The 24834-nt window shown below is 64.1% G+C and carries 21 protein-coding genes; 7 read left to right on the plus strand and 14 right to left on the minus strand.

The genetic code is table 11. From position 1 onward, the window contains the following. Nucleotides 1-39 precede the first annotated feature (39 nt). The 3 genes from aspS to GY769_05610 are packed head-to-tail and all read right to left on the minus strand — an operon-like array spanning nt 40 to nt 3607. Complete coding sequence (gene aspS, locus GY769_05600) at nt 40-1845, minus strand: aspartate--tRNA ligase (GenBank protein ID MCP4201394.1); 1806 nt, start codon at nt 1843-1845, stop codon at nt 40-42. Continuing rightward, a complete protein-coding gene (locus GY769_05605; GenBank protein ID MCP4201395.1) occupies nt 1824-3086 on the minus strand; it encodes a histidine--tRNA ligase in 1263 nt (420 codons plus the stop codon). Before GY769_05605 ends, aspS begins: the two co-directional genes overlap by 22 nt. Then, complete coding sequence (locus tag GY769_05610; GenBank protein ID MCP4201396.1) at nt 3086-3607, minus strand: gamma carbonic anhydrase family protein; 522 nt, start codon at nt 3605-3607, stop codon at nt 3086-3088. The genes GY769_05605 and GY769_05610 overlap by 1 nt, the downstream gene beginning before the upstream one ends. 147 nt (nt 3608-3754) lie before the next feature. Here GY769_05610 and GY769_05615 point away from each other — a divergent pair, with 147 nt between their 5' ends. The 3 genes from GY769_05615 to aroC are packed head-to-tail and all read left to right on the plus strand — an operon-like array spanning nt 3755 to nt 6096. After that, nucleotides 3755-4444, plus strand: coding sequence for a glycosyltransferase family 2 protein (locus tag GY769_05615; GenBank protein MCP4201397.1), 690 nt, complete (start codon nt 3755-3757; stop codon nt 4442-4444). Between the two features lie 14 nt (nt 4445-4458). Continuing rightward, a complete protein-coding gene (locus tag GY769_05620; GenBank protein MCP4201398.1) occupies nt 4459-4884 on the plus strand; it encodes an acyl-CoA thioesterase in 426 nt (141 codons plus the stop codon). A 21-nt stretch (nt 4885-4905) separates the two neighbouring features. After that, a complete protein-coding gene (gene aroC / locus GY769_05625; GenBank protein MCP4201399.1) occupies nt 4906-6096 on the plus strand; it encodes a chorismate synthase in 1191 nt (396 codons plus the stop codon). Nucleotides 6097-6154: 58 nt separating this feature from the next. Here aroC and GY769_05630 read toward each other — a convergent pair whose 3' ends face one another. The 10 genes from GY769_05630 to GY769_05675 all read right to left on the minus strand — a co-directional run bounded on the left by GY769_05630 (nt 6155) and on the right by GY769_05675 (nt 17571). Then, nucleotides 6155-6868, minus strand: a complete 714-nt coding sequence (locus GY769_05630; GenBank protein MCP4201400.1) for a hypothetical protein — start codon at nt 6866-6868, stop codon at nt 6155-6157. A 227-nt stretch (nt 6869-7095) separates the two neighbouring features. Further along, complete coding sequence (locus GY769_05635; protein MCP4201401.1) at nt 7096-8145, minus strand: M23 family metallopeptidase; 1050 nt, start codon at nt 8143-8145, stop codon at nt 7096-7098. 32 nt (nt 8146-8177) lie between these two features. Continuing rightward, the gene (locus GY769_05640) at nt 8178-9026 is read right to left on the minus strand and encodes an inositol monophosphatase (GenBank protein MCP4201402.1); all 849 of its coding nucleotides are present in this window, start codon (nt 9024-9026) and stop codon (nt 8178-8180) included. Between the two features lie 44 nt (nt 9027-9070). Next, nucleotides 9071-10363 carry a dihydroorotase gene (locus GY769_05645; protein MCP4201403.1) on the minus strand — a complete coding sequence of 431 codons (1293 nt, stop codon included), beginning with the start codon at nt 10361-10363 and terminating at the stop codon, nt 9071-9073. After that, entirely contained in the window at nt 10360-11301 is a 942-nt protein-coding gene (locus GY769_05650) for an aspartate carbamoyltransferase catalytic subunit (GenBank protein MCP4201404.1), read from the minus strand. The genes GY769_05645 and GY769_05650 overlap by 4 nt, the downstream gene beginning before the upstream one ends. Then, nucleotides 11298-11858: a bifunctional pyr operon transcriptional regulator/uracil phosphoribosyltransferase PyrR gene (gene pyrR / locus GY769_05655; GenBank protein MCP4201405.1), complete on the minus strand. Its 561-nt coding sequence runs from the start codon at nt 11856-11858 to the stop codon at nt 11298-11300. Before pyrR ends, GY769_05650 begins: the two co-directional genes overlap by 4 nt. Before the next feature lie 160 nt (nt 11859-12018). Next, complete coding sequence (locus GY769_05660) at nt 12019-13386, minus strand: M24 family metallopeptidase (GenBank protein ID MCP4201406.1); 1368 nt, start codon at nt 13384-13386, stop codon at nt 12019-12021. Beyond that, nucleotides 13383-14585 carry a hypothetical protein gene (locus tag GY769_05665; protein ID MCP4201407.1) on the minus strand — a complete coding sequence of 401 codons (1203 nt, stop codon included), beginning with the start codon at nt 14583-14585 and terminating at the stop codon, nt 13383-13385. The genes GY769_05660 and GY769_05665 overlap by 4 nt, the downstream gene beginning before the upstream one ends. Then, a complete protein-coding gene (locus GY769_05670) occupies nt 14582-15520 on the minus strand; it encodes a hypothetical protein (protein ID MCP4201408.1) in 939 nt (312 codons plus the stop codon). The genes GY769_05665 and GY769_05670 overlap by 4 nt, the downstream gene beginning before the upstream one ends. Next, nucleotides 15517-17571: a M1 family metallopeptidase gene (locus tag GY769_05675; protein MCP4201409.1), complete on the minus strand. Its 2055-nt coding sequence runs from the start codon at nt 17569-17571 to the stop codon at nt 15517-15519. Before GY769_05675 ends, GY769_05670 begins: the two co-directional genes overlap by 4 nt. Before the next feature lie 121 nt (nt 17572-17692). Between GY769_05675 and GY769_05680 the strand changes: the two genes are divergently transcribed. The 4 genes from GY769_05680 (at nt 17693) to GY769_05695 (ending at nt 24357) form a co-directional block, all read left to right on the plus strand. Beyond that, a complete protein-coding gene (locus GY769_05680) occupies nt 17693-18694 on the plus strand; it encodes an aldo/keto reductase (GenBank protein MCP4201410.1) in 1002 nt (333 codons plus the stop codon). Between the two features lie 83 nt (nt 18695-18777). Continuing rightward, entirely contained in the window at nt 18778-22335 is a 3558-nt protein-coding gene (gene smc / locus GY769_05685; protein ID MCP4201411.1) for a chromosome segregation protein SMC, read from the plus strand. A 128-nt stretch (nt 22336-22463) separates the two neighbouring features. Beyond that, on the plus strand, nt 22464-23510 hold the full coding sequence (locus GY769_05690; GenBank protein ID MCP4201412.1) for a S1 RNA-binding domain-containing protein: 1047 nt from the start codon (nt 22464-22466) through the stop codon (nt 23508-23510). A gap of 28 nt (nt 23511-23538) precedes the next feature. Further along, nucleotides 23539-24357 (plus strand): hypothetical protein, encoded by an 819-nt coding sequence (locus GY769_05695; protein ID MCP4201413.1) that lies wholly within the window; start codon nt 23539-23541, stop codon nt 24355-24357. Nucleotides 24358-24450: 93 nt separating this feature from the next. On the opposite strand, the gene GY769_05700 is transcribed toward GY769_05695, so the two are convergent. Continuing rightward, the coding region (locus tag GY769_05700) for an endopeptidase La (protein MCP4201414.1) at nt 24451-24834 on the minus strand (384 nt) is incomplete at its 5' end.

Here is a 24834-nt window from a genome sequence, read left to right on the forward strand (position 1 = left end):
ACCTCTAGCCCGACTTCCTCACCGGCGCGCCGAATCGGTCTAGCCTTCTTCGGAGCTGTCGTCGCCCGCGGCCCCGCCGATCACGGCGATGCCGAGCTCCGCGAGCTGCTCCGAATCGACCGGAGCCGGAGCCGCGGTCATCAGCGAGGTCGCCGAGGTTGTTTTGGGAAAGGCGATGACATCGCGCAGCGACGCCGCGCCGGTCATCAGCATCACGATTCGATCGAGTCCGAGGGCGATCCCGCCGTGAGGCGGTGCACCGAATCGAAGGGCCTCGAGCAGGAATCCGAAACGGTCCTTGGCTTCATCCGGGCTCAGCCCCAGCAAGCCGAACACACGCTCCTGAAGCTCCGAGTCGTGGATTCTGATCGAACCTCCGCCGAGCTCGACACCATTGAGAACGACGTCATAGGCACGGGCTCGCACCGCCCCGGGATCCGTATCGAGTAGATGAAGATCCTCTGGATCGGGCGCCGTGAACGGGTGATTGCAGGAGTTCCAACGACCTTCATCGGATTCACGTTCCACCAAGGGAAACTCGGTCACCCACAGAAAACGATTCGCATCGGGTTCGACGAGATCGAACTCGTCGCCGAGTTGGAGACGTAGCTCTCCCAATGCAGCCGCCGCCACCGGGGCCGGCGCCGCCACCAGAACCGCGATGCCCCCGTCCTTCAGCCCCACTGCGGAGGCAATCCTCTCGAGCTCGGTTTCGCTGAGCACGTTCTTGACCTGAAACTGCAGCTCGCCGTCTCGCTTGCGCAGCGTCAGGACCCCGGCGGCTCCCCTGGCGCGAGCGGTTTCGACCCAGCCGTCGACCTGTTTGCGGGTCGCCGAGGCACCGCCCGGAACGGCGAAGCCCCGGACCACACCGCCGGCGGCGATCGTCCGTTTAAAGGCCCGGAAGTCGCTGTTGGCGAGTCCCTCCGAGAGATCGGCGATCTCGATCTCGAGCCGAAGGTCCGGTTTGTCGTTGCCGTAGCGCAACATGGCTTGCTCGTAGGTCAAGCGCGGGAACGGCGGCGCCACCGCGATCCCCACCATCGGGAAAATCCGTTCGAACAGCCCCTCGATCACGGCAAAGATGTCCTCTTCGGTGGGGAACGACATCTCGACGTCGACCTGAGTGAACTCGGGCTGGCGGTCCGCCCGCAGGTCCTCGTCCCGGAAACAGCGGGCGATCTGGACGTAGCGCTCGAAGCCCGAGACCATCAGAATCTGCTTGAAGATCTGCGGCGACTGCGGCAGGGCGTAGAAAGCGCCCCGGCGAACTCGGCTCGGCACCAGATAGTCGCGCGCGCCCTCGGGCGTCGATCGTGTCAGAATCGGCGTCTCGAGATGAATGAAGCCATTCTCGTGGAAGTAGTTGAGGATCTCGAGAGTGATTCGGTCACGCAGTATCAGGTTGCGCTGGAGGTCGGTGCGGCGAAGGTCGAGGTAGCGGTATCTGAGGCGGGTTTCCTCGGCGACTTCCTCGACCGGAGTGTCCGGCAGGAAAGGCAACGGCTCGGCTTTTGCCAACACCTCGGCGCGATCGCACACCACCTCCACCTCTCCGGTTTCCATGTCCGGGTTGACGGCCTCGGGATCACGCTCGGCCACGACACCTTCGACCTCGACAACCCACTCCAGACGCACGGGGTCGAGGATCTCGGCCGACTCCGGATGGTCCTCCGGACGCACCACGATCTGAACCACACCCGACCGGTCTCGGAGCTGCAGAAAGGTGAGGCCTCCCAGGTCTCTCCTCCTGTGGATCCAGCCTTGGAGCTTGACGCGCGTGCCCGCATCCTCGGCCCGCAGTGTCCCTGAGGCTGAACGTTTCACTCTTTTCCCCCTTGCCAGTTGCCCAAGAGCGCCGCGATCTCGGATCGAGGTACGAAACTCTGCTCGCCGGCGCTCAGGTCTCGGCAGGTCACGCCGCCTCGTTCCACCTCGTCCTCTCCCAATAGGAGGACGTAGCGGGCGCCCGAACGATGGGCGCGCTTGAGCGCCGCCTTCATCCGGCCGCCGCCGAAATCGACCACCGCCGCGACACCGTTGGAGCGCAGCTCTTCACCGAGCTCCATGGCGGCAAGCTTCGGCACGGGATCGATGGCAATCAGGTGCACCGCCGGGTCCCGTGCGCATTTCTTGCGAAACGAAGCCGGCAACGACTCGATCAACCGGTCCTGGCCAATAGCAAAACCGATGGCCGGCAGATCCGGTCCCCCCAGGTCGGCAAGCAGCCGATCGTAACGGCCGCCGCCGACGATCGCGTTCTGGGCTCCGAGGCTCTTCGAGACGATTTCGAACACTGTCAGAGTGTAGTAGTCCAGCCCTCTCACCAGGCCCGGATCGACCCGGTACTCGACTCCCAGACTACCGAGCGCGGAAAGCAGCCCGTCAAAGTGCTCACGGCTTTCGGCGGAGAGCGAGTCCTCCAGCCTGGGAGCCTCGACGAGAAGCGCTCGCTCGGAGGGGTCCTTGGTGTCGAGGATCCTCAGCGGATTGCGCTCGAGGCGCTCCAGACTTTCCGAGCTCAGCTGCTCCTTCAGCGGCTCGAAGAACTTGACCAGGGCTTGCCGATAGGCCTCGCGAGAGGACTGATCGCCCACCGTATGCACCAGAACGGTCAGATCCTCGAAACCCAGCTCTTTGAGAAAGCCAACCAGCATCTCGATGAGCTCGGCATCCGAGGCCGGTCCCGGATCACCCAACAACTCGGCGCCGATCTGATGGAACTCTCGATACCGCCCTTTCTGAGGGCGCTCGTAGCGAAAGTGGGATCCGATGTAGAACAGCTTCACCGGCAACGGCAGCTCACCGAGCCGGTGATCGACGAACGACCTGGCAACCGCGGCCGTGCTCTCGGGTCGGAGGGTCAAGCTCCTGCCCTTGCGGTCCTCGAAGGAGTACATCTCCTTGCCGACGATGTCGGTGGACTCTCCAACGCTGCGCACGAAGAGCTCGGTGTGCTCCAGAACCGGAGTGCGAATCTCGCCATAGCCATAGAGCGAAAAGACCCACCGGGCGATCTCCTCGACGCGCGCCCAAACGCCGCTCTCGGGCGGCAGAAGGTCCCGAGTGCCCTTGACGTTCGGCATCAGGTCCAACTCTCCTGGCGATACCGTTCCTTGAGATCGACGTAGCGATCGACGATGACGCGTATGTTCCGCGTCTCCTCGGGACGGAGATCCCGCACTGGCTTCGCCGGCATTCCCAGCGCCAGAGTACCGGGAGGGATGCGGGTCCCGGGTGAGACCAGAGCGCCGGCACCGATCTGAGCGCCGGCACCGACCTTGGCGCCGTCAAGCACGCGCGCACCGATGCCAACCAGCGCTCCGTCGGCAACGAAACAGCCGTGAAGCACCGCGGCGTGTCCGATCACCACGCCGTCGCCGATCTCGAGATCGTGGGTCCGGTGGCTGACGTGGAGAACAGCTCCGTCCTGGACGTTCGTGCGAGCCCCGATTCGGATCTTGTGGACATCGCCGCGCGCCGCCGAATTGAACCAGAAGGAGCAATCCGGGCCCGCGACCACATCACCAACTAACCAGGCGGTCGGGGCTACGAAGACCCCGGACTCGATCCGCGGCTCAACTCCACGGTACGGAACAATAGGCATGTCGGGCGTAAGGAGAGGTGAGGCCGGTCAAATCGGACGCGGAAGTCTAGCAGGGCCTGATCGAAACAGGCCAGAAAGGTTGAAAAAGGGGGACAGGGATCGGCTTCTTGTGCCAACCTTCCGGATACCGTTTCATACCTCGTACTCATGCGTGTCGACGTCGTCATTCCCGCCTTCAACGAAGAGGAATCGCTGCCGCTGGTCCTCGCTGCCATTCCCAGAGACGCGGTCGACCGAATCGTGGTCGTGGACAACGCCTCGACCGACCGCACGGCCGAGATCGCTCGCACAGGCGGAGCGATCGTGGTCAGCGAGGCCCGACCGGGCTACGGCAGCGCGTGCCTGAAAGGGCTGGCCTACCTGAAGGCCAATCGACCCCCCGAGACCGTTGTCTTTCTCGACGGCGACTACTCGGATCACCCGGATGAGCTGCCCCGCCTGATCGGGCCGATTCGGAGCCACGGGGCTCACATGGTCATCGGCTCACGGGTCCTGGGCAATCGCGAGCGCGGAGCCCTTCTGCCGCAGGCGCGTGTCGGCAACTGGGTCGCGTGCTCGCTGATCCGCTGGCTATACGGCCACCGCTATACGGATCTGGGACCGTTCCGAGCCATCACCTGGAAGGCCCTCGAGTCCCTCGAGATGCGAGACCCGGACTTCGGCTGGACGGCAGAGATGCAGGTCAAGGCCTTGAGGCAGGGGCTCACGGTAGCTGAAGTTCCGGTGAGCTATCGCCGGCGAATCGGCGCCTCGAAGATCACCGGTACACTGCGCGGCACGGTGCTCGCCGGCTACAAGATCTTGATCACCGTCATGCGCTACAGTCGCAGCGCCTAAAGATCGAAGCCCCGATGTCAACGTCTCCCAGCCCCCGATCCGCTTCCGTCACGGTGGAGGTGCGCTACGCCGAAACCGACCAGATGGGTGTCGTTCACCATGCCGTATTCCCGGTCTGGTTCGAGCTGGCTCGGACCCGCCTCTGCCGGCACACGGGATTTTCCTATGCCCAGATCGAGGCTTCCGGTTACTTGCTCCTGGTCACGAAACTCTCGATCGACTATCGAAAGTCGGCCCGGTATCCCGATGAAGTGGTCACCACGTGCCGCCTCGAACGTCTCGCCAGCCGCGGTCTGCGATTCGGCTACGAGGTTCACGTGCACGACGAACTGCTGGCGCGCGGAACCACCGAGCACGTCTGGTTCGAGGTCGCCAGTGGCAAACCCTGCCGGGTTCCCGATCGATTGGCCGCACCGTTCGCGAGTCTTCTCGTCGCCTGACCGCTGATAGCCTGAGCAGAGATGAAGAAACTACGCTTGACCACGGCGGGTGAGAGTCATGGCCCGGGGCTCACCGCGGTGCTCTCGGGACTGCCGGCCGGGCTTCCGGTAATCGAGGAGAAGATCGCGCTCGACATGCGCCGCCGGATGCACGGCTACGGTCGCGGCCATCGGATGCAGATCGAGCAGGACGACGCGATCATCCGAGGCGGTGTCCGCAATGGCCAGACGTTGGGCTCTCCGGTCGCGTTCTGGATCGAGAATCGGGACTTCGAGAACTGGAGCGCCGTCATGGACGCCCACGCGGTCGATCCGGTTCGGGCCGAGAAGCGGCGTCTCAGGTCACCCCGACCGGGGCACGCCGATCTCGCCGGGGGTCTGAAGTACCTGCGGCGCGATTTGAGAGACGTGCTCGAACGCGCCTCGGCCCGGGAAAGCGCCGCCAGGGTAGCCGCCGGCGCTCTCGCCAAGCTTCTCCTCGGCCAGCTGGGCGTCGAGATTCGCAGCGGAGTCCGTTCCCTCGGCCCGATCGGGGCCGACCGGCCGCCGCCCGGTTGGACCGAGCTCGAGCAGGTCGACGACGGTTCGCCGTTGCGAGCGATTCACCGCGATCTCGAAGACCGCATGGTCGAGCTCGTCGACGAGGCCAAGAAGAACGGCGATACCCTCGGTGGAGCGGTCACCGTGATCGCCCACAACGTCCCGGCCGGCCTCGGCTCCTACGTACACTGGGACGACAAGCTCGATGGCCGCCTGGCCCGCGCCCTGATGTCCGTTCCGGCCGTCAAGGCCATCGAGATAGGCGCTGCGATCGCTGCCAGCTCGGGTCTCGGCAGCGCCGCCCACGACGCCATCGGCTATTCGGCCGAAAGCGGTTGGCAACGGCCGACGAACCGCGCCGGAGGTCTGGAAGGCGGAGTCACAAATGGCGAGGATGTGATCGTCACCGCCTACAAGAAGCCAATCTCGACTCTTCGCAAGGGCTTGCCCTCGGTCGATCTCGACAGCCTCGAGCCCCATCAATCGCAGTACGAGCGCTCAGACGTGACGGCTCTTCCGGCGGCCGGCGTGATCGCCGAAGCCATGATGGCGCTCGTCCTCGCCGACGCCGCGTTGGAGAAGTTCGGCGGCGACTCGCTGCAGGAACTCCTGCGTCACTTCGAAGCCAGCCGCGACCAGCAGCGGCGCTGGCCGGGGGGACACAATACCTAATAGTCCCTGTCTTTTCCCTCTCGAAACGACTGCTCGACGCCGTTTTCGTTGGGGACTATTACGTATTGTGTCCCCCGGAATCCTCGCCCTCGAAGTGCCGGCCCAGCAACTCGTAGACTCGCTCGACATCCCGCCCCGGCTCGACGATTCTGCCGAACAGCGTCCTGTACGTCAGCCCCAGGGTCTCGAGATCCCGATCGCGAAGCAGCTTGACGATTTCCTCGATGGCTCGTTGCGCCGTCGGCCCGTAGGACGGCCGAGTGTACTCACGCTCCAGAATCACGAGCGAGTAGAACAACGGATCCGGAAGAGGGTCATCGGACTTCGGGCCAAAACCGCCCTCGGACTCCGGCGGTGCCGCGCTCGCTTCGAACGTGCCCCGTGAACTGCTTTCGACCCCATCCCTGCTCGCCGATTCCGCTACAACTTCTTCGCCGACGGGCGTGGACTCGATGACCTCGGTGGCGACGCTGGCGACGTCGGCCAGCAGCCGTTCGGGGCTCTGATCGTCCGCCGTTTCCGCTCCTCCCGGCACTTTCTTCCTCTCGGCGAAGAGGGGCAACGACCGAAGCTCGTTGGCAAAGCGCGAGAACAGAAGAAAGAGCTCCTTCTCGGTGCTGAAGTTGCCAACCAACCGCGCATTCTGGCCTACCTCGAGCCGGTCGGCCTCCTGGAAGACGATGTTGGCCTTCGCCGCTTCCTCGAGTTGATCGACTGCGCCTTGACCCGCCAGGCCGTGAGGCTGCCTTCGACGTAACAGGTCTCCGCGCACTGAACAGTGACTGCTTCGACCTGAGCATCCGACTCGATACGAATCGAACCGTTCACGGATTGGAGAGTCGCGAAGCTGCCCGAGTCCTGAATGACGAGGTTTCCCGGAGTGCGGATGGACAGTTGCCCGTGGACGTCCACATGGATGTCCGTCCCGGATGGGATGATCATTGTCGGCGCTTTTTCGGCGTAGGGCGTGCTCAAATCGACCTCCTTGGCACTCGGCGGCTACCGGCCGATGATTCTCGGAAGGGGCTCGAAAGCGCGCTGGTCGGGAGCCCTGCGCGCCCTGACCAGCAGCTGTTCCTCGTCTCGCCACTGGTGATCGAGGATGTAGATTCTCGGATCCACGGGCCGAAAGCCCTCGTCTCCGTCGCGATGCCTGACCTCATAGTGGAGATGAGGGCTTGTGCTCCAACCGGTATTGCCCACTGTCGCGATGACGGTCCCCTGCTCCACCCTTTGGCCATTACGCACCCCGATCTCGTCGCAGTGACCGAACAGCGTGATGAAACCCTCGCCGTTGCGAAGCGCCACCAGGTTGCCGTAGCGCCACCACGAGACGCTCTGCTTCAGCGGATAGCGGCCGGCGAAGACCACGACCGCATCGGCCGGCGCGTAGATGGGCGTCCCGACCGGCGCCGCCATGTCAATACCGGGGTGGAAGTCGATCTTCTTGGTGAAGGGGCTGCGCCGCGTCCCGAACGGGCTGGTCAGCACGAAGTCCTCGGACTTGAGAGGCGAGACCGACGGCGTGGTCCGGACTTGGCCCCCATGGGCGCTCTCGAAGCTCTGGACTTCGGAAATGAAGGTATCGAGAACCTGGAGCTGCTCCCGGATCTCCGCTTCGAGCTGGCCGGCTCGGGTGACCGCTCCGGCGTAGATCGAATCCGGCACCGGCGGACCCTGAAACGGGAAACCGCCCTGCCCCAGAGATTCATCCCCCTGGAGTCCGTAGGCCAGGTAGATCCGGCTCATCCGCAGATGCAGCGCTTCACTGTCGCCATTGAGCCGCCCCAGGCGGGCAATCGAGGCCTGCAAGCGCTCTCCCTGCCGCGAGCGCTCCAGCACCGCCGACTGGTAAGTGCTCCGGCTCAGCAGATCGCGCACCACACCCGGCAAGATGAACAAGTTGAAGAGACCGAACAACAGCGTAAACAGAGCACCGGCCGCGGTGAGCCGCACCTGCTTGCGCGAGAAGAAGAAATAGCGAACCTTCGACCGGATGTCGCCGGGATGAAACTGGATCTCCAGAAAGGGCGCGCGCGATTTGCTCAACGGTGGATTCCTTGCGGGTGGCTGAACTGACCCTAGCACGCTCCCCCGTCGGCGGGCGTAGAGTGCGGCACAAGGGAGTCTAGCTCAGCCTCACTGGCCAGAGCAGCTATTCTCTTGAACAACTCGGCATGCACGCCCGCAGAGCCGGCTATCAGATTGCCGGTTTCCAGATAGCGGCCTCCGCCGTCGAGATCGCTGACCCGGCCGCCGGCCTCCTCGATCAATAGCGCCCCTGCGGCCAGGTCCCAGGCCGACAATCGGAACTCGAAGAAGCCGTCGTAGACCCCAGCGGCGGTATGTGCCAGATCCAGCACGGCGGCTCCGCAGCGGCGGATGGCGCTGGCGTCGAGGAAGACCCGGCGAAAGATCTCCAGGTAGAGATCGAGTCCCTCCCGGGCCTTGAAGGGAAAGCCGGTCGCCAGAAACGCGCCATCCAGGCCCTCTCGTCGAGATACCTCGATCCGGCGACCGTTGCACTCGGCTCCGGCCCCGCGTTCGGCGCAGTAGAGCCGGTCGTTGACGGGATCGAAAACCACTCCCAGAACCACCTCTCCGGCTCGACGGCAGGCCACAGAGACGCCATAGGCGGCCAGGCCTCGGAGGAAGTTGGTGGTCCCGTCCAGGGGATCGATGATCCACTGGTAGTCGGAGGGCGCCCCCACCAGTCCCTCTTCTTCACTCAGCACCTGATCCCCGGGGTACTCGCGTTTCAACAGATCGAGAATCGCCTCTTCGCTCGCCCGATCGGCCGAGGTCACGAAATCGTGCGCCGCCTTGCGCTCGATCTCCAGGTTCCCCTGCCGAAAGGTCTCCCGCAGAATCCGGCCACCGGTACGCGCCGCCTCACGGGCTGTTTCAAGTCGATCCCCGGCTCCAGCCACGACGGCATTATTTCAAATCGCGGCGCCGTCCGCGCGGTCCCCGACTAGCCGCCGACCTGCCGTCCGGCCAAGAACGTGTTCACTGCCCGCCCGCGCAGTTTCCAGCCGTCGAAGGGAGTGTTCTTGCCCTTGCTCCGAAAGCGTTTTGGGTTGATCGTCGTCCGGGAGGTCAACGACATCACGGTGATGTCCGCAAGAGCCCCTTCCTTCAGCGTCCCGCCGGGCACTCCCAGGATCTCGGCGGGATTGCAGGAAAGTAACTCGATCATCCGCGACAGCGAAATCGTTCCGGGTCGCACCAACCGGTCCAGGCACAGACTGACCGTGCTCTCCAAGCCCACGATGCCGAAAGGGGCGCACGAGAACTGAACGTCCTTCTCATCCGCATGGTGCGGAGCGTGGTCGCTGGCGATGACGTCGATCGAGCCGTCAGCGAGTCCCTCGAGAAGCGAGATTCGATCTCGCTCCGAACGCAGAGGCGGCTTCATCTTGGTATCGGTCGACAAATGGCTCGACCAGACCTCGCCGTCGGTCAGGAGAAGGTGATGCGGGGTCACCTCGCAGGTCACTCGGAGCCCCCGGGATTTCGCCTCCCGAACCAGATCGAGGCTGCGAGCGGTCGACAGGTGGGCCACGTGGTAGCGCCCGTTGTGGCCACCGAAATCCTCGAGCAGTATCAGATCGCGCGCGACCATGACGTCCTCGGCGGCCCCGGGTAGACCGGGCAAGCCCGCGCGGGTCGAGAACTCGCCTTCATGCATCACGCCCCCCGCTCCCAGGTCGAGGTCCTCGGCGTGCTGTATGACCACGAGGCCGAAATGCTGGGAGTACTCGAGCGCCCGCCGCATCAACTCCGAGCTCTCCACCGGCCGACCGTCGTCCGACAGTGCGACAATGCCGGCTTCCGCCATCTCTCCGAGTTCGGCCAGCTCCTCGCCCTTCAGCCCTTTGCTGACGGCACCGATCGGATAGACGCGTGCCGTGTCGTGACGGGCCGCTTCGGCGACCATGTGCTCGGTTACCGAACGGCTGTCGTTCACCGGATCGGTGTTGGCCATGCACGCCACCGCGGTGAAACCTCCGGCGGCGGCCGCCGCCATGCCGGAGCCGATGGTCTCCTTGTACTCGTGCCCCGGTTCGCGCAAGTGGACATGCATGTCGATCAGGCCCGGCGTCACCACCAGACCGCTGGCGTCGAATACCTCGGCGTTTCTGCCGGCGCGCGCCCGGCCGCCGCCCACTTGCGCCACGAAGCCTTCCTCGACGACCAGGTCGACGGTTTCATCAAGGTCCTGGCTCGGATCCACGACACGGCCACCGCGTATCAAGAGCTTCATGGGCTCTCCCGGTGAACGCCCGAGAGCAGGTAGAGAACGGCCATTCGAACGGCCACGCCGTTGGCTACCTGATCCAGGATGACCGAGTAGGGGCCGTCGGCAACGTCACTGGCGATCTCGATGCCTCGGTTCATCGGGCCGGGATGAAGAATGATCGCGCCACGCTTGGCCGCCTTGACCCGTTCTCGGGTCAAACCGAAGAGCATGAAGTACTCCCGCGCCGACGGAAACAGGCTTCTGGTCTGCCGCTCGAGCTGTACCCGCAGCATCATGACCACGTCGGCCCCTTGAATTGCCTCCTCGAGGTCGTAAACCACCCTGACACCGAGTCTGTCGACATCCACCGGCATCATCGTCCGAGGCCCCGCCACCGTGACATCAGAGCCCATCTTGGTCAGCAAATGAATGTTCGAGCGCACTACCCGGCTGTGCTGTATGTCGCCCACAATCGCCACCTTGAGACCCGCCAGCCGCCCCTTTGCCTCACGAATCGTGTAGGCGTCCAGCAGGGCTTGGGTGGGATGCTCGTGGGCTCCGTCACCGGCGTTGATCACCGCCGCGCCGATCCTGTCGGCAAGCATTCGAGGCACACCGGGATGACCGTGGCGAATCACGATCATGTCCGGTGCCATCGCTTCGAGGTTGCGCCCCGTGTCGACAAGGCTCTCGCCTTTGACCAGCCCCGAGCTCGACGACGAAAAGTTAATCGAGTCGGCCGAGAGCCTCTTCTCGGCAATCTCGAAACTCGATCGCGTCCGAGTCGATGGCTCGAAGAAGAGATTCACCACCGTGCGACCGCGCAACGTCGGCACCTTCTTGATCGGCCGGTGGGCGATCTCGCGGAAGGACTCGGCGGTATCGAGAATCAGCTCGATTTCGTCGGGAGAAAGATCGGCAATGGTCAGCAGATCTTTGCGTTCCCAACTGACGGCACTCATTCGGTTTCCACCAGCTCCATGATCGACACGTGCTGTTCGCCGTCGGTGTCGTCGAAACGGACTTCCACCAGCTCGTTAGCGGCCGTGGGGACCTTCTTGCCGACCACGTCCGCCTGGATCGGCAGCTCGCGATGGCCCCGGTCGATGAGCACCGCAAGCTGCACCCTACGAGGCCTGCCGTAGTCGACCAGGTGGTCGAGAGCGGCACGGACGGTGCGTCCCGTGTAGAGCACGTCATCGCAAAGGACAAGATGGCTGTTGGTCAACGTTGTCGGGAAGTGAGTGCCCTTTACGATCGGCTGGGAGGCGACCGTCGAAAGGTCATCACGATACAGGGTGATATCGAGCACACCGATGGGCACCTTGAAACCCTCCATAGTCTCGATTTCCGCCGCCAGAGCCTTGGCCAGCGGCACTCCGCGCGTGCGTATGCCGACCAGCAGGAGCTCGTTCGTCTCACCGTTGAGCTCGAGAATCTCACCCGCCATCCGCCGGACCACCTTGCGCATCTGGTCCGAGCCCAGAATTCGCCGCCGTTGCTTGAGCTTTCCGGCCATCAGATTCTCTTGAAGCCGGCGGGATGGTATGCCGCGGCGGCAAGCCTGTCAATTCTCAGCCCTCCGGTAGGACGAGCCGCCTGACTCGACGGAGACAAATCCCCTCGACTGGGCCTCGCCACGCCTTTGGCGAACGGCCCGGGAGGGGCGGCGGAACGAGCTAATGAACCAGATGCCAGCGGTCCTGTCGGCCCGCGAGGTATCGAATTTGCTCGCCGTCGAACACCGCGCTCTGCTCGAGCTTGACCTGAACGAGTTGGCCGTCCCACTCGGGCACCTCGACCTTGACGTTGCCCTCGATTGCATAGGCGGTCATGGGATGAAGCGGCCAGTCGCCGCGCCCGACCGTTGCGCCCTGGTTGTCCCACATGCCGATCGTGGGGCCCGGCGCGTGGCCGAAGAAACCGAGCGGGTGGCTGTAGGTACTCGATGTGATCCCCGCGGCCTCCGCTGCCTTGATCGTTGCGGCCAGGATCTCGTTACCCGTCCTGCCGGCGCGAAACTCGTGGGTCAGCAGGTCCTGCCAGCGGTTGCCGGTCGCGAGCGTGGCGCGCAGACCGCCCGGAACCTCGGCCTCACCCAAGCCGAGGACATAGCCCATTTCCTGAGTATCGGTGCAGAGCCTCAAGTAGCAGATCCCGACGTCCGTGTGCAGTACGTCCCCGCGCTTGATCACCCCGCTGGTGCCGCAGAAGGCCTCGTCCTCGGCGCACGCCGCCCCCTCGCGCTGAAGGTTGACGTAGGGATGGAACCAGATCGGCAGGCTCAGGTCGGAAAAGCGCTGGGCGATGTACCAGGCGACGTCATCGGTGGTCGTCACGCCGGGCGTGATGACCCGTTCCGAGAAGGCCTCCGCGATGACCGACCGCGCCAGCGCGACTACGTGGGGATAGGCATCCAGCTCGATCGCGGTTCGGGTCTCGAGCCAACGCACCACCAGCTCCTCCGCCGGTTCCAGGCGAGCGCTGAGATCCGGCGGCAAGACCTCTATCAGTCTGGCCTTCAGCCCGGCGGTCAGTCCGTCGGCGACCGGCCATTCACGGCTGACATTGATTCCGATCCGCCTTGGGTTTCGCTCGGCGATGAGCTCTGACAAGCCCCGCCACTGCTCCTCCAGGTTGCCGCCTTGCCAGCCGGACTCGTACAGGCTGTCGAACGGGTACCGATTCACGGTCAGCCTCTCGACTCCCTCCTCGACTCCGCGATCGAAGAACACCAGCATCGTGGTGCGGCGGGCGGCGTGAACCGGCTCCGGAACGAGCGAGAAGTAGACCGGGTCCTCCGCGTACTCCCGGTTGATCACCAGCCACATGTCGAAACCCGTTTCGCGCATGAGTCCGGGCAGCAGGTTGTCGAGCCGGTCCTCGAGGGCGGTATTGACCGGCTCGGGACGCTCCCTGACTTTCAAGACCGCACCCGGTCTGTGGATCTGCCGGGCTTGGCTCACCTCCTGTGCCATGGCTGCAACGTCAGCCGCGAAGACCGTGAGGATCAGCGCAAGCGCGCGAGCAACCGACGCGAGACTCATGGCCCGTCGCTTCGACTCTTCGCCCCTTCAGGGGAATCGGTCCGAGGCTCGATAACGTCCTGCCGATTCGGCGTCTTGGAGCGCCTGTCGACGAGAAACGCCGCGTCGGCCATATCGGTTCGGTTCTGCTTCGACGGCTGTGAGACGACCTCGGGCTTCTGAATCAGGCCGGCCGCCTCGAAGCGCTCCATCAGTTCCCACATCAGCTCGTGGTACGCGATCACCAGAGCCTGCGGGGCGTCTCGAAAGCCGTAACGATCCTGCAGACCCTCCAGGTCGATCCTTTCGATAATCGCGTCTACCAGATTGGAGGTCAGGGTTTCGGCGGCCCGAAACACAGGCCCTTTCTCGATTTCATCGATCACCGGGATCGCCCAGAAACCGTCGGCGTCGACCAACCCGAACTCGGCCAGGAGTGCCCGCGGGCGCCCTGCCTCCAGACGACTCAGGGGAGCGAACTGCTCCAACGCCTGCCGGATGGCCCTGGAATCGGCCAACAGCCTCCGGGTGTCGCTCCTAGAAGCCTTGCTCGTGGTGATCTTGAGCTTCACGTCCCGATTCTCGAACGATCCTGCGCCCACCGAGAACTCCCGCCCGGGTCGCATCGCCCAGTTCTCTCCGGACCAGAACGGCCGCCGCGCCGACAACATCCTCGGCACGACGCTCTGGTACTCCTCGAAGAAACCCCACACCATGCCGTCGAGCACGTAGGAAAAGACCAGGGAATAGGCATGGTCGGCGAGACCTGCAATCTCGAGCTTGCTCGACAGCGCTTCGACATCCGCAGCCACAACCGCCGAGAGCTCGTCGGCGAGGTTCGCGGTCTCCTCGCGGAGCCCCGCCACTTGCCCCTCTTCCAGAATCGGAAACGTCGTGTAGAAGTCGCCGCGGCTGTCTCTGACCAGCAGGTTCGTCGCGATCAGAAATTCGATCTGGCTATCGGCGAACTCGATTCCAGCTTGCCGCAGTTGATCGGCGCTACGCCCCCGGCGGCAAGCCCAGAGAATCTCGCTGTTGTTGTCTAGTTCGATCGACGTCCGGGGCGGATAGCGTCCGACAGCCAGGTACTCGAGAATCTCGAAATCATCCAGCGAACCAGACGCCTCTCGGACGGGCCCCGAGGCCCCCTCCCCCACTGCCGGAAGCAGCACGAGTGCGGTCACGAGCAACCGCATCAGGCTCGCCTCGATCCGAGTCATCCCAGGACCTCGAAGAAGGTCATCTCGGAACCCAGAAACGCGATTCGTAGCGCCTGCTTCACCAGCAGAAAAAGCTGGCTGAGAGCGAACGCCAGCAGAATCGCAAGAGGCGTCGAGTCGCCGCTACCCGGAGCCACGATCGAGTAGGCCAGGTACCACAGGGCCATCACGATCCCGTAGAAGCAGGCTGTGCCGAAGACACGGAGAGGATTCCCGAAGACGAAGCGAAGTCCGGTGAAGGCCGCGAGCAGGGCGCTTCGACGGCGCTCGACGACCATGGAGACCTTGGCGTAGTCCGACACCAGGCGAATAAGGGTGACCAGCAGCACGACCAGGGCGGCGGCGGCCAGGTTGTACAGCAGGACCTGTTTCTCGGTCGTGAAGTCGATGGTCATGCGATGGACCGCGGGAAAGAGCCAGCGCACCAGCCGGAAGACGAGATAGTAGCCGACCCCGGTCACCAGCGCGAGTCTCAGCATCCTGGTGAAAAAGCCGAGGCCGTCGGCAAGCACGGTCGGCAACCGCGGCCGCGGCGCACCTTCGCGCACGGCCTCGAGCACGCCGCCGAGCAAGACCAGCCAGAGCAGTACGAAGACCGCCCCGGTGGCCAGCAGCATGGGTTGCTCGAGAAACACTCTGCCGTCCCACCAACGATCCAAATTGGTGAGCCAGGCCCCGACACCGACATGGCTTGGCGAGAAGGTCTCCTCGACCGCGCCATAAGAAGTCGAGAACTCCGCGTGCCAGCCGGTATCGAAGCCTTCGAGGAGAACCTGGTGATACTCGCTGTTCGCGGTGAAGGTATGGATCGAGTGCAGAACCAGGACTCCGAGCGGTAGCGCGACGGTGAGGTTCGCCGCCCAGATCGCCAACACCAAGCCAGGAGCGCGCGACATGCGCCGAAGCCCCTCGAGAAACGCACCGGTAACCGTCATGCGAAGAACGCCAAGGTGTGCATCAGGTCTTGAAGCCAGACCATCCACTTGCCCGCCCACTTGAACGCCGGCCATCGGTCGCCGGGCTTCAAGGTCTTGGAGTTATTCGTGTAATTCATGTCGAGAAGCAGAATGCGTTCCGGATCCACCGTCGCGCTCTCGAGACGCGACGGACCCTCGTAATCGAAACGTTTCCAGCGGTAACGCCCATCCCACTCTCGATAGACCTCGGTGCCGTCTTCGAACTCGAGACGAATCGTGACCGGAAAGACGCCGCTCCCGCGCCGGCGCACCACGATCTCGGATCTGTAAGCTGTAGCAGCGCCGGTCTCATTGGTACCTTCGAGAAGCTCGAGCCGGCCATCCCGTTCGACGTAGCCCCGCGGTGACACTTCACGACTCGAGACCGACTGGATCGCATAGTCGAAGGTCTTCGCTTCGCGCACGACCTCGTCGAAGAACCACTCGAGGTCCTGGTTCGCGACCTCGCTGGCGGTGGCAAAGAAGTCCTCATCGGTCGGATGCCGGAACTGCCAGCGCTCATAGAAGGTCGACAGAATGCGCCGCAGCGTCTCCCAACCGAGGTAGCGCTCGAGCGTGTGGAGCCAGAGCGCGGTCTTGCTGTAGCTGATCCCGGACGCGGTCTCGGGGTGATACTGCCAGGTCGGTCGGGCCTGGACGTCGGCCATCGCCATCTCCCGGTAGCGCGCAAACCCGTTGCCGTCGGTCGCTCTCGGCTGAGGGATATCACCGAAGAGCTTGATGAAGAACCCATCCTTCTGCTCAATGCCCGGTGGCGCGAAGTAGCGTTGGGTCCAATACGAATCACCTAACCACTCGTCGTAGACGCGGGCATCGGAAAACGAGTTCAGTCCCTCATCGATCCACGCATACTCGAACTCGTTGTCACCGACCACCCCGTACCAGAACTGGTGCCCCATCTCGTGGATGGTCACACCTTCCGGCCGGCCGCTGCCGAAAGGGTTGAACAACCTGGTACCGGCGGTGAACAAAGTCGGGTACTCCATACCGCCGGCGCCGCTGCCGTAGGCCGGGTCCACCACGGTAACGTGGTCGTAGGGGTAGGCGCCGAACCAAGTGCCGTAGAGGCGCAGCGCGGCCTTGGTTGCCTCGAAATGACGCCGTGCCTGGCCCAGGTGCTCGGGCTGCATGAGCAGCCGAATGTCCACGCTCGGCAGCCCGGGCTCTTCGAAACGATCGCCAAACTCCAGGTAGTCCGGACTCGTGGTCCAGGTGAAGGCGTGGACGTCGTCCTGCCGATAACGGTGCGTCTCGGTCCCGTCCCCGTGCTGCCGGCGCTCGACCTCCCTTCCGGTGGCGCCCACAACCCAGCCCTCTGGAACGGTCATCTCGACGTCGTAGGCGCCGTAGTCGGAGTAAAACTCGGTCGCGGCATGAAACTGGTTGGCGCTCCAATATCCGTTCTCAAACACCCCGAGCTTCGGAAACCAGTGTGCCAGGAAGAAAAAATCTCCGCGGAAGCCGGTGCGCGCGAACGTCCGCGGCACCTTAGCTCGCCATGCCAGCTTCACATCGACCGTCTCGCCCGGCTCCACGAGCTCGGGGAGATCCACCTTGAACACCGTGCGATCCGCGTCGTTGCCGTCGTCTGGAGCGACGAACACCATCGTCGGCATGAGGTCGGTGCCCTTCCCGCCGGCCGCGTCGAGCAGGTGAATCGAGTCCACCTCGCAATAGGACCAGTCGCCGGCCCTGAGCTCGTCACCTCGATCGCTGCGACCCCGATAGCGGTCCTCGTTCAACCAGGTGCTCTGGTCGTTGCGCCAGGCGTTCCAGTAGAGATGAAAGCGCAACTCCGCGGTCGCCACGTCCTGAATGTTGCGCCAATGAACGATCTGACGCCCCTCGAGCGTCTTCGTCTCCGGGTCCAGGGAGACCGAGATCGTGTAGTTGGCGTTGCGTGGCGACAGCGGCTCAGCCCGAGCAGGCCCCTCGGCCAGACCCGCACTCGCCACCGCGCATAGAGCCACGGAGGCCGCGAGCGTCTCTCTGGGTAGCCGGCTCAGCATAAAAGCCCGCGGATTCTACAGACGGACCGCGGCTTCACAAAGCCCGCCGTCGACCTCTTTGCTAATCTCGAGCGCCGGCCGCGGCGTGCGGCCCCTGCACCTTCTGCACAGGGAGAACCCGATGGACTACCGCAATCTCGGCCCGACCGGCGTCAAGGTCTCGCCGCTCTGTCTTGGCACCATGATGTTCGGAGCCTGGGGCAACACCGATCATGACGATTGCGAGCGAATCATCCACCGGGCAATGGATGCGGGTATCAACTTCATCGACACGGCAAACCTCTACTCGGACGGCGAGTCGGAAGAGATCGTCGCCAAGGCGCTGCGCGGCCGGCGCGAGGAGGCCGTGCTCGCCACCAAGGTGTACTGGGGGTTCGAAGACGGCAAGAGGGGACCGAACCGTCAGGGCCTGTCGCGCAAAGCGATTCAGGAACAGTTGGAGGACAGTCTTCGGCGGCTGGGCACCGAGGTCATCGACCTCTATCTGATCCACCGGCCGGATCCCTCGGTTCCCTGGGACGAGACGCTTTCAACCCTCGACGATCTGGTCCGCCAGGGCAAGATCCGCTACCTGGGCTGCTCGACCAACCATCATCCGGTGGGCGAGGTTCCGGTACTGGGCGCCTGGGAGATCGTCGACACCTTTCGGCGTTGCGAACTGAAGGGGTGGGAGAAGTTTTGCTGCCTGCAGCCGCCGTACTCGATTTTGCGCCGCGCGATGGAGCGCGAGCACTTTCCGATGTCGCGGCACACCGGTCTGGGCAATATGGTCTGGAGCCCCCTCGAAGGAGGCTGGCTGAGCGGCAGGTACCGCATCGGAGCACAGCCCGCCGAAACCAGCCCGCGCCTGGAACGCTGGATCCAGAACGTCGAAGACCCGAAGTTCGAGCGCCGGCGCGCGGCGATCGAGAAGCTCGCGGGCCTGGTTGAGACCAAGGGCGTCGACATGGCCGAGTTCTCGCTGGCATGGACCTTGACCGAACCCGCCGTCACCTCGGCCATCATAGGCCCGCGCACTTCCGAGCAGCTCGAGGGCTGCCTCCGGTCATTGAGCGTCCAGGTGACGGAAACCGACCGGGAAGCCGTCGATGCGATCGTGCCCCCCGGCGAAACCGTGCTCTAGAAGACCAACCCCAACATGTGGCGCAAGTCGGCCTGAAAAATACAAGTCCTTGTGGTTGAAACCGACGCTCTGGTAAAGTTACGGTGGCGGTCTGGACCGCCTTTTTCCTTATGTTCAAGCTGGACCGCCTAGAGCTTTCGGGCTTCAAATCGTTCGTCGATCCCGAGCATCTCGACTTCTCAGGTGGCATCACCGGAATCGTCGGGCCCAACGGCTGCGGCAAGAGCAACGTGTGCGACGCCGTCTGCTGGGTGCTGGGCGAACGAAGCGCCAAGAACCTCCGCGGCCAAACGATGGAGGACGTCATCTTCAGCGGCTCGGAGTCCCGCAAGTCGCTGGGCATGGCCGAAGTCCGGCTCAACCTGACTACCGAGGCGTCCTTTGAGGCCGCCGAAGACGGGCACCTGACCATCGGCAGGCGCGTCCATCGCTCGGGCGAGAGCCAATACACGCTGAACGGCAAGACCGTGCGCTTGAAAGACATTCGGGACCTGCTCATGGACACCGGGCTCGGCATCCGAGCGTACTCGGTCATCGAGCAGGGCAAGATCGGCATGATCCTCTCCGGCAAGCCACAGGAGCGCCGGCGCTTGCTCGAGGAGGCGGCCGGGATCACTCGCTACAAAGAGCGCCGAAGAAACGCCGAAGTCAAACTGGAGGAGGCGCGAGGCAACCTCGAGAGGCTCGACGACATCCTTGCCGAGGTCGAGCGGAGTCTGCGATCCCTCAAGAGGCAAGCGGGCGCAGCCCGGCGCTTCAAGCAACGAAAGGAAGCCTACCAGGAGCTTCTCCAACTGGTGCTCCTCGGCCGATGGGGAAAAATACAAGCTCGGCTTCAGAGTATCGGCGAGAGCCTCCGCGCTCAGTCCGACCGCACCACCCAGGAAACGACCGAGCTTCAACGGCTGGAAGCGGAGCTCCTCTCGGCCCGCACCCACCAAGAGCGGTTGGCCGTTGAGCTGGCGGAGCGTCACCAGCTCGAGGCGGACCTGGCCGCGCGGATCGAGGGCAAGCAGGAGTTCCTGCGCGGCTCGCGCGCCCGCATCGAAGAAATCGCCGAACGCCTCCAGACCGGCCGGGCCGAAGCCCAGGTCAAGGCCCGGCGAATCGAAACTGTGGGCGCGGGCCTGCGCGAGCTCGAAGACAAGGCCGGGCTGCTGCAAGAGGAAAGGGCCAGCGCCGCGAGTGAAGTCAGCGAAGACGATGCTCGCCTCGACGAGGTCGAAAGGCTGGCCTCCGAGAGCGAACGTCGACTCGAGGACCTGCGAAACCGTCTCTTGGGCTCCCTCGGCCGCCTCAACTCTCTGCGAACCCAGCTTCACGAAGGCAATGTGGAGCGTGAGAAGAACGACCTTCGCGAACGTCACCTCGCAGACGAGTTTGCTCAGAAGCTCCAGGATCTTCGCCAGACGACGGGCTTGTTGGAAGAAGCCGACGCCGCCCATGAGCGGCTCTCTAGCGAAGTCCGCGCCGGCGAAGCCCGCCTGGAACAGCTCGGCGAGACCCTTGGCGGGGAAGCCGCAGTGCGCGACCGGCTTCGCAAGACGCACGAAACGGTTCGCGAAGAGCTTCGGTCGCTCGATCAAACTCGCGAGGTCCTCGAGGAGCTCGGCCGAGCCCAGGCCGCCCGGCGGGCGGCCTTGTCGGAGGCCTTCCGGCACGCCGGGCTCGGAGATCCCGAGTATCTGGCCGATCGAATCAAGGTCCCGGAAGGCTGGGAGCGTAGCGTCGATCTCTACCTGGGGTCACTTTCCGACGCGATCATCGTGTCCGAGACCAGCGGTGCGGCGGTCGTGCTGAACGCGGTGGCCGACGGGCGTTTGACGGCCGAGCTGGTGACAACCGATATCGAGATATCCAAAGCCTTCGAGATCGAAGATTCCGCGGTCGGAGCCTCGCTGGCTGAGGCCCTCGGGCTGCCCGCCGAGCTCGCGACCGCTCTTCCCCCCGCCTTCCTGGTCGAGTCGCCGGACGACGCTCGCCGGTTGGCGGCGAGCCACTCGGGTGTCGCCTTTATCACCCGTGATCGGCTCTGGGCGCAGTCCGGAATACTCCACATCCAGGGGCGCGAGGCCCGTCCTGGAACTCTGACGCGCGAGCATGACCTGGTGGAGGTCGGGCAGCGGATCTCGACTCTGAACGAGCGGCTGGAAGAGCTGGGACGGGAGGTTGCCGAAGCCGAGTCGACGCTCGAAGACCGCCGCCGCCTTCGCAACGAGTTCGTCGAGTCGCTGACCGAACGTCGCCGTGAGTTCGCGGTGGCGGAGGCCCGCAAGGAAGATCTGACCAGCCGGCACCGACGCCTGTCGCTCGAGCACGAGACGCTGCACTCCGAAAAAGCGGAGATCGGCCGTGTGCTGAGCCTGGTGGCGGAGCGCACCGACCAACTGTCGGCCGATCTCGAACGGGCCGAGAAGCTGCATGCCCAGCTGGAGGAGGACTTCGATCACGCCCAACGCGACTCCGACAAGGCGCGCAGCGAGCGCGAGCTGATGAAGACGACCGGCGTCAGCCGCCGGGGCGGTCTCGACCTGCTCGATCAGCGGCTGGAATCGCTCGGCAGCGACATCGAGCGCACTCGCAGAGACATCGGCGAAGACGAGCAGTCCATCCGAACGTGGCAGACCGAAGAGGCCCGCCTGAAGGAAAGGCAGGCGGAGCTACGAACCGGTGTCACCGAAGCCGAGACCGTCCTCCAGGAGTCGCTCGAACAACGCGAGAGCGCTCAGCAGGACGTCATCGCACGCCAGGAAGCTCTCAATGCCGATCGCGACAGACTCGCGGCGCTCGAGGCCGAGATTGATGAGAAACGTGAGATTCGGGATCAGATGCGAGAGGCCATGAGCGAGCTCCGGGTCCAGCAGGCTGCCGTTGGGCAGGACCGCGAGCACCTCGCGAGCCAATACCGGGAGGCTTTCTCGGAGTCCCTGCCGGACCGCCCTGAAGCACCACCCAAGAACCTCGAGGAGCTCGAGGTCGATCTCGCTCAACTCAAGGATCGGCTGGACAGAACCGGCCCGGTCAACCTGCTCGCGGCAGAAGAGTTCGACGAGCACCACGAGCGCCATGGCTTCCTCACCGCGCAGCGAGCCGATGTGGCGAGCTCGATACAGAGCCTGAAGGAAACGATCCGTGACCTCGACCAGACCTCGAGTGAACGGTTCATGGAGACCTTTCTTCAAGTCAACGAGTTCTTTGGGCAAGCCTTTCAGGATCTGTTCCGCGGCGGACAGGCGGAAATGCGGCTCCTCGATGAGGAGGACCCGCTCGAATGCGGCTTGGAGATCGTCGCGCGGCCTCCCGGCAAAAGGCTGCAGAACATCATGTTGATGTCGGGTGGCGAGAAAGCGTTGACCGCCATCGCGCTTCTTTTTGCGCTTTTTCGCACCAAGCCATCGCCCTTCTGCATCCTCGACGAGGTCGATGCGCCTCTCGATGACATCAATACCCTGCGCTTTGTCCAGATGCTTCAAAAGATGTCGTCGGATACCCAGTTCGTGGTCATTACCCACAACAAGCTCACCATGGAAGCCAGCACGCGGCTCTACGGAGTCACCATGCAGGAGAGAGGAGTCTCCCGTCTGGTTTCGGTCGAGCTCGACGAAATCCACCCCGAGCCGGAGCAGCTGGCGACGGCCTGACCGCTCGACACCGAACGCCAACGAGGGTGCGGCCTCGCCTTGCTCCCAGGTCCGCCCAGACCGTATAATCCTCTCCCCTAGCCGAGAACCCAAACCCCTTTTCCCGTTTCCCGCCCGACTCCACAGGTATGAGTGAAGAATCGCCCACAGCGGAAACATCCGCCGCCAGTTCCGACCCGCAAGACAGCGCGGCCGAGACGCCCTCCAAACCAGAGTCTCGAAGCGACGAAACCCTAACCGCCGAATCGAATAGCCCGCCGGTTTCCGATAACGCCGACACCGGTGACAAGGCCGAGACAACGCCGAGAAAGCGGTCGGCGGAGCTGCCGACGGTAGAAGGCAAGGTCATCGGCTGGAACAACGGTGGCTTCCACGTCGTCGTCGACGGAAAAACGGGCTTTTGCCCGCGGTCGGAAATGGAAGTCGGCGCACCGCGCGAGCCGAAGGACTACGTCGACGAAACGTTCACCTTCAGTGTCCTGAGAATCGAAAAGAGCGGCAAGCGAATCGTGCTGTCACGCAAGGCCAGACTCCACAGCGATCTGCGCGAGGCGGTCGGCAAGCTGCGCGGAGAGATGGAGCAGGGGCAGGTTCTGGCCGGCACCGTGGCGTCGCTGACCGATTTCGGCGCCTTCATCGACCTGGGAGGCGTCCAGGGACTCTTGCACGTTTCCGAGATCAGCCGAAAGCGGATCAACGATCCCCGCGAGGTGCTTCAAGAAGGCGAGGAAGTCGAGGTCAAGATTCTCAAAATCGAGAAGGGCGGCCGCCGAATCTCGTTGTCCATGAAGGCGCTCGAGCCGGATCCTTGGAGCGACGCCGAGAAGCTGTTCCCGCAGGGCAAAGTCGTGAAGGGAATCGTCGAGCGCACCGCGAACTTCGGCGCCTTTGTCGAGATCGCCCCTGGGCTCACCGGTCTGCTGCCCACCTCGAACATGTCCCTACCTCGCGATACGAGCGCAGCGCGCGTTTACCACCCCGGAAAAGAGGTGTCGGTGCAGATCGTCAGTGTCGACAAACGCAGGCGACGCGTCTCGCTCGGGCTCGAAGGCTCCGGTACAGAGGGCTCTCAAGCGGATTTCGACTCTTTCCGCGAGCGGCAGCAGACCGAAGAGCCGGCATTCAATGCTCTCGCGGCTGCCTTCGAGAAAGCCCGCGGGGTCTCTTCGGACTGAGCAAGAGCGCACTCGGAAGGAGCAAACCATGTCCGAACCGCAGCAAGCAACGACTCCACCTCCGCCGCCACCCCCACCCCCAACCGACGCCCCGAAGAAGAAGGGCATAGGAGCCCTCGGCTGGATCGCGATCGGCTGTATCGGCATTATCGTCCTGGGAGGGCTTCTCACCTTCGCCTGCACCGCCATGCTGGCCAAGAAGGCCAAGGACTTCGTAGAAGAGGCCAGCGACAATCCCGCCATGTCCGCCGCGGAGATGGTCGTGCGGATGAACCCGGACCTGGAGCTCGTCGAGCGAGACGAGGAAGCCGGGACCCTGACGATCTACGACAAGAGACAGGACAAGACCCTCACGCTCAACCTCGATGAGGTCATGCAGGGCAAGCTCGGCGTGGAAACGGACGACGGCGAGACGATGAACTTCGACATCGGCCAGAACGAAGACGGCAGCTTCGGGGCGACGGTCACCGACGAAACCGGCGAGACATCTGAGATCTCGATTGGCGGCGACGGCGTCAGAGTGGGACAGGGGGCGAGTGAGCTGCCGAGCTGGCTGCCGAGCTACAAGGGTGCCGAGGTCTCGAGCCCGTTCAGCATGAGCACCGGCGGCAAGGTCAGCGGTACCGCCACCTTCAGCACGGCCGACCCGATCGAAGAGGTCGCCGAAGCGATGACCGACGACCTCGAAGGCCGCGGCTTCACGGTAGAGAGAGCCAGTTACGAAGCCGCGGGAGTCACCGCGATCATTCTGACCTGCAAGGGTCCGGAGGGTCAGGAACTGAGCGTCTCGGTGAACTCACGCGGCGAAACCACGGGCGTCGCGATGAACTTCTCCGGCAACCCCTGAACCGGCGAGCCGGCCCGCCGCCCCTAGTGGCCTGTAACACCCAAATCGCTACTACCTGGCCGGCCCTCGTCGCCGATCTCTGCGTTGCGCTTCCTAGTGCTCGAGGGGGCGTGCCCCCCGCGGCGCGGCCACGCCGGCGCCCTGGCTCGACACCGGACGGAGTCCGGGCAGCGCAAGGGCGAGAACTTCGCTCAACCGCTCCACCGCATGGACGTGGAGGCTCTCGCGGACCTCGTCCGGCACATCTTCCAGGTCCGCCTCGTTCTCCTTTGGCAAGACAATCTCGTGAATCCCCGACCGGACCGCGCCCAGGACCTTCTCTTTCACCCCACCGATAGTGAGCACGCGGCCGGAGAGGGTGATCTCCCCGGTCATCGCCAGGTCGTGGCGCACCGGCACTCCTGAGAGCGCCGACACCAGGCCCGTCGCCATTGTGACTCCTGCCGACGGGCCGTCCTTGGGAATCGCGCCGGCCGG

The sequence above is a fragment of the bacterium genome, assembly GCA_024224155.1.
GTDB lineage: Bacteria > Acidobacteriota > Thermoanaerobaculia > Multivoradales > JAHEKO01 > CALZIK01.

Coding starts and splice junctions, on each gene's coding strand:
- GY769_05605 (MCP4201395.1), bottom strand. CDS start 3,086: ATGCCGAACGTCAAGGGCACTCGGGACCTTCTGCCGCCCGAGAGCGGC.
- GY769_05610 (MCP4201396.1), bottom strand. CDS start 3,607: ATGCCTATTGTTCCGTACCGTGGAGTTGAGCCGCGGATCGAGTCCGGG.
- GY769_05615 (MCP4201397.1), top strand. CDS start 3,755: ATGCGTGTCGACGTCGTCATTCCCGCCTTCAACGAAGAGGAATCGCTG.
- GY769_05620 (MCP4201398.1), top strand. CDS start 4,459: ATGTCAACGTCTCCCAGCCCCCGATCCGCTTCCGTCACGGTGGAGGTG.
- aroC (MCP4201399.1), top strand. CDS start 4,906: ATGAAGAAACTACGCTTGACCACGGCGGGTGAGAGTCATGGCCCGGGG.
- GY769_05645 (MCP4201403.1), bottom strand. CDS start 10,363: ATGAAGCTCTTGATACGCGGTGGCCGTGTCGTGGATCCGAGCCAGGAC.
- GY769_05650 (MCP4201404.1), bottom strand. CDS start 11,301: ATGAGTGCCGTCAGTTGGGAACGCAAAGATCTGCTGACCATTGCCGAT.
- pyrR (MCP4201405.1), bottom strand. CDS start 11,858: ATGGCCGGAAAGCTCAAGCAACGGCGGCGAATTCTGGGCTCGGACCAG.
- GY769_05660 (MCP4201406.1), bottom strand. CDS start 13,386: ATGAGTCTCGCGTCGGTTGCTCGCGCGCTTGCGCTGATCCTCACGGTC.
- GY769_05665 (MCP4201407.1), bottom strand. CDS start 14,585: ATGACTCGGATCGAGGCGAGCCTGATGCGGTTGCTCGTGACCGCACTC.
- GY769_05670 (MCP4201408.1), bottom strand. CDS start 15,520: ATGACGGTTACCGGTGCGTTTCTCGAGGGGCTTCGGCGCATGTCGCGC.
- GY769_05675 (MCP4201409.1), bottom strand. CDS start 17,571: ATGCTGAGCCGGCTACCCAGAGAGACGCTCGCGGCCTCCGTGGCTCTA.
- GY769_05680 (MCP4201410.1), top strand. CDS start 17,693: ATGGACTACCGCAATCTCGGCCCGACCGGCGTCAAGGTCTCGCCGCTC.
- GY769_05690 (MCP4201412.1), top strand. CDS start 22,464: ATGAGTGAAGAATCGCCCACAGCGGAAACATCCGCCGCCAGTTCCGAC.
- GY769_05695 (MCP4201413.1), top strand. CDS start 23,539: ATGTCCGAACCGCAGCAAGCAACGACTCCACCTCCGCCGCCACCCCCA.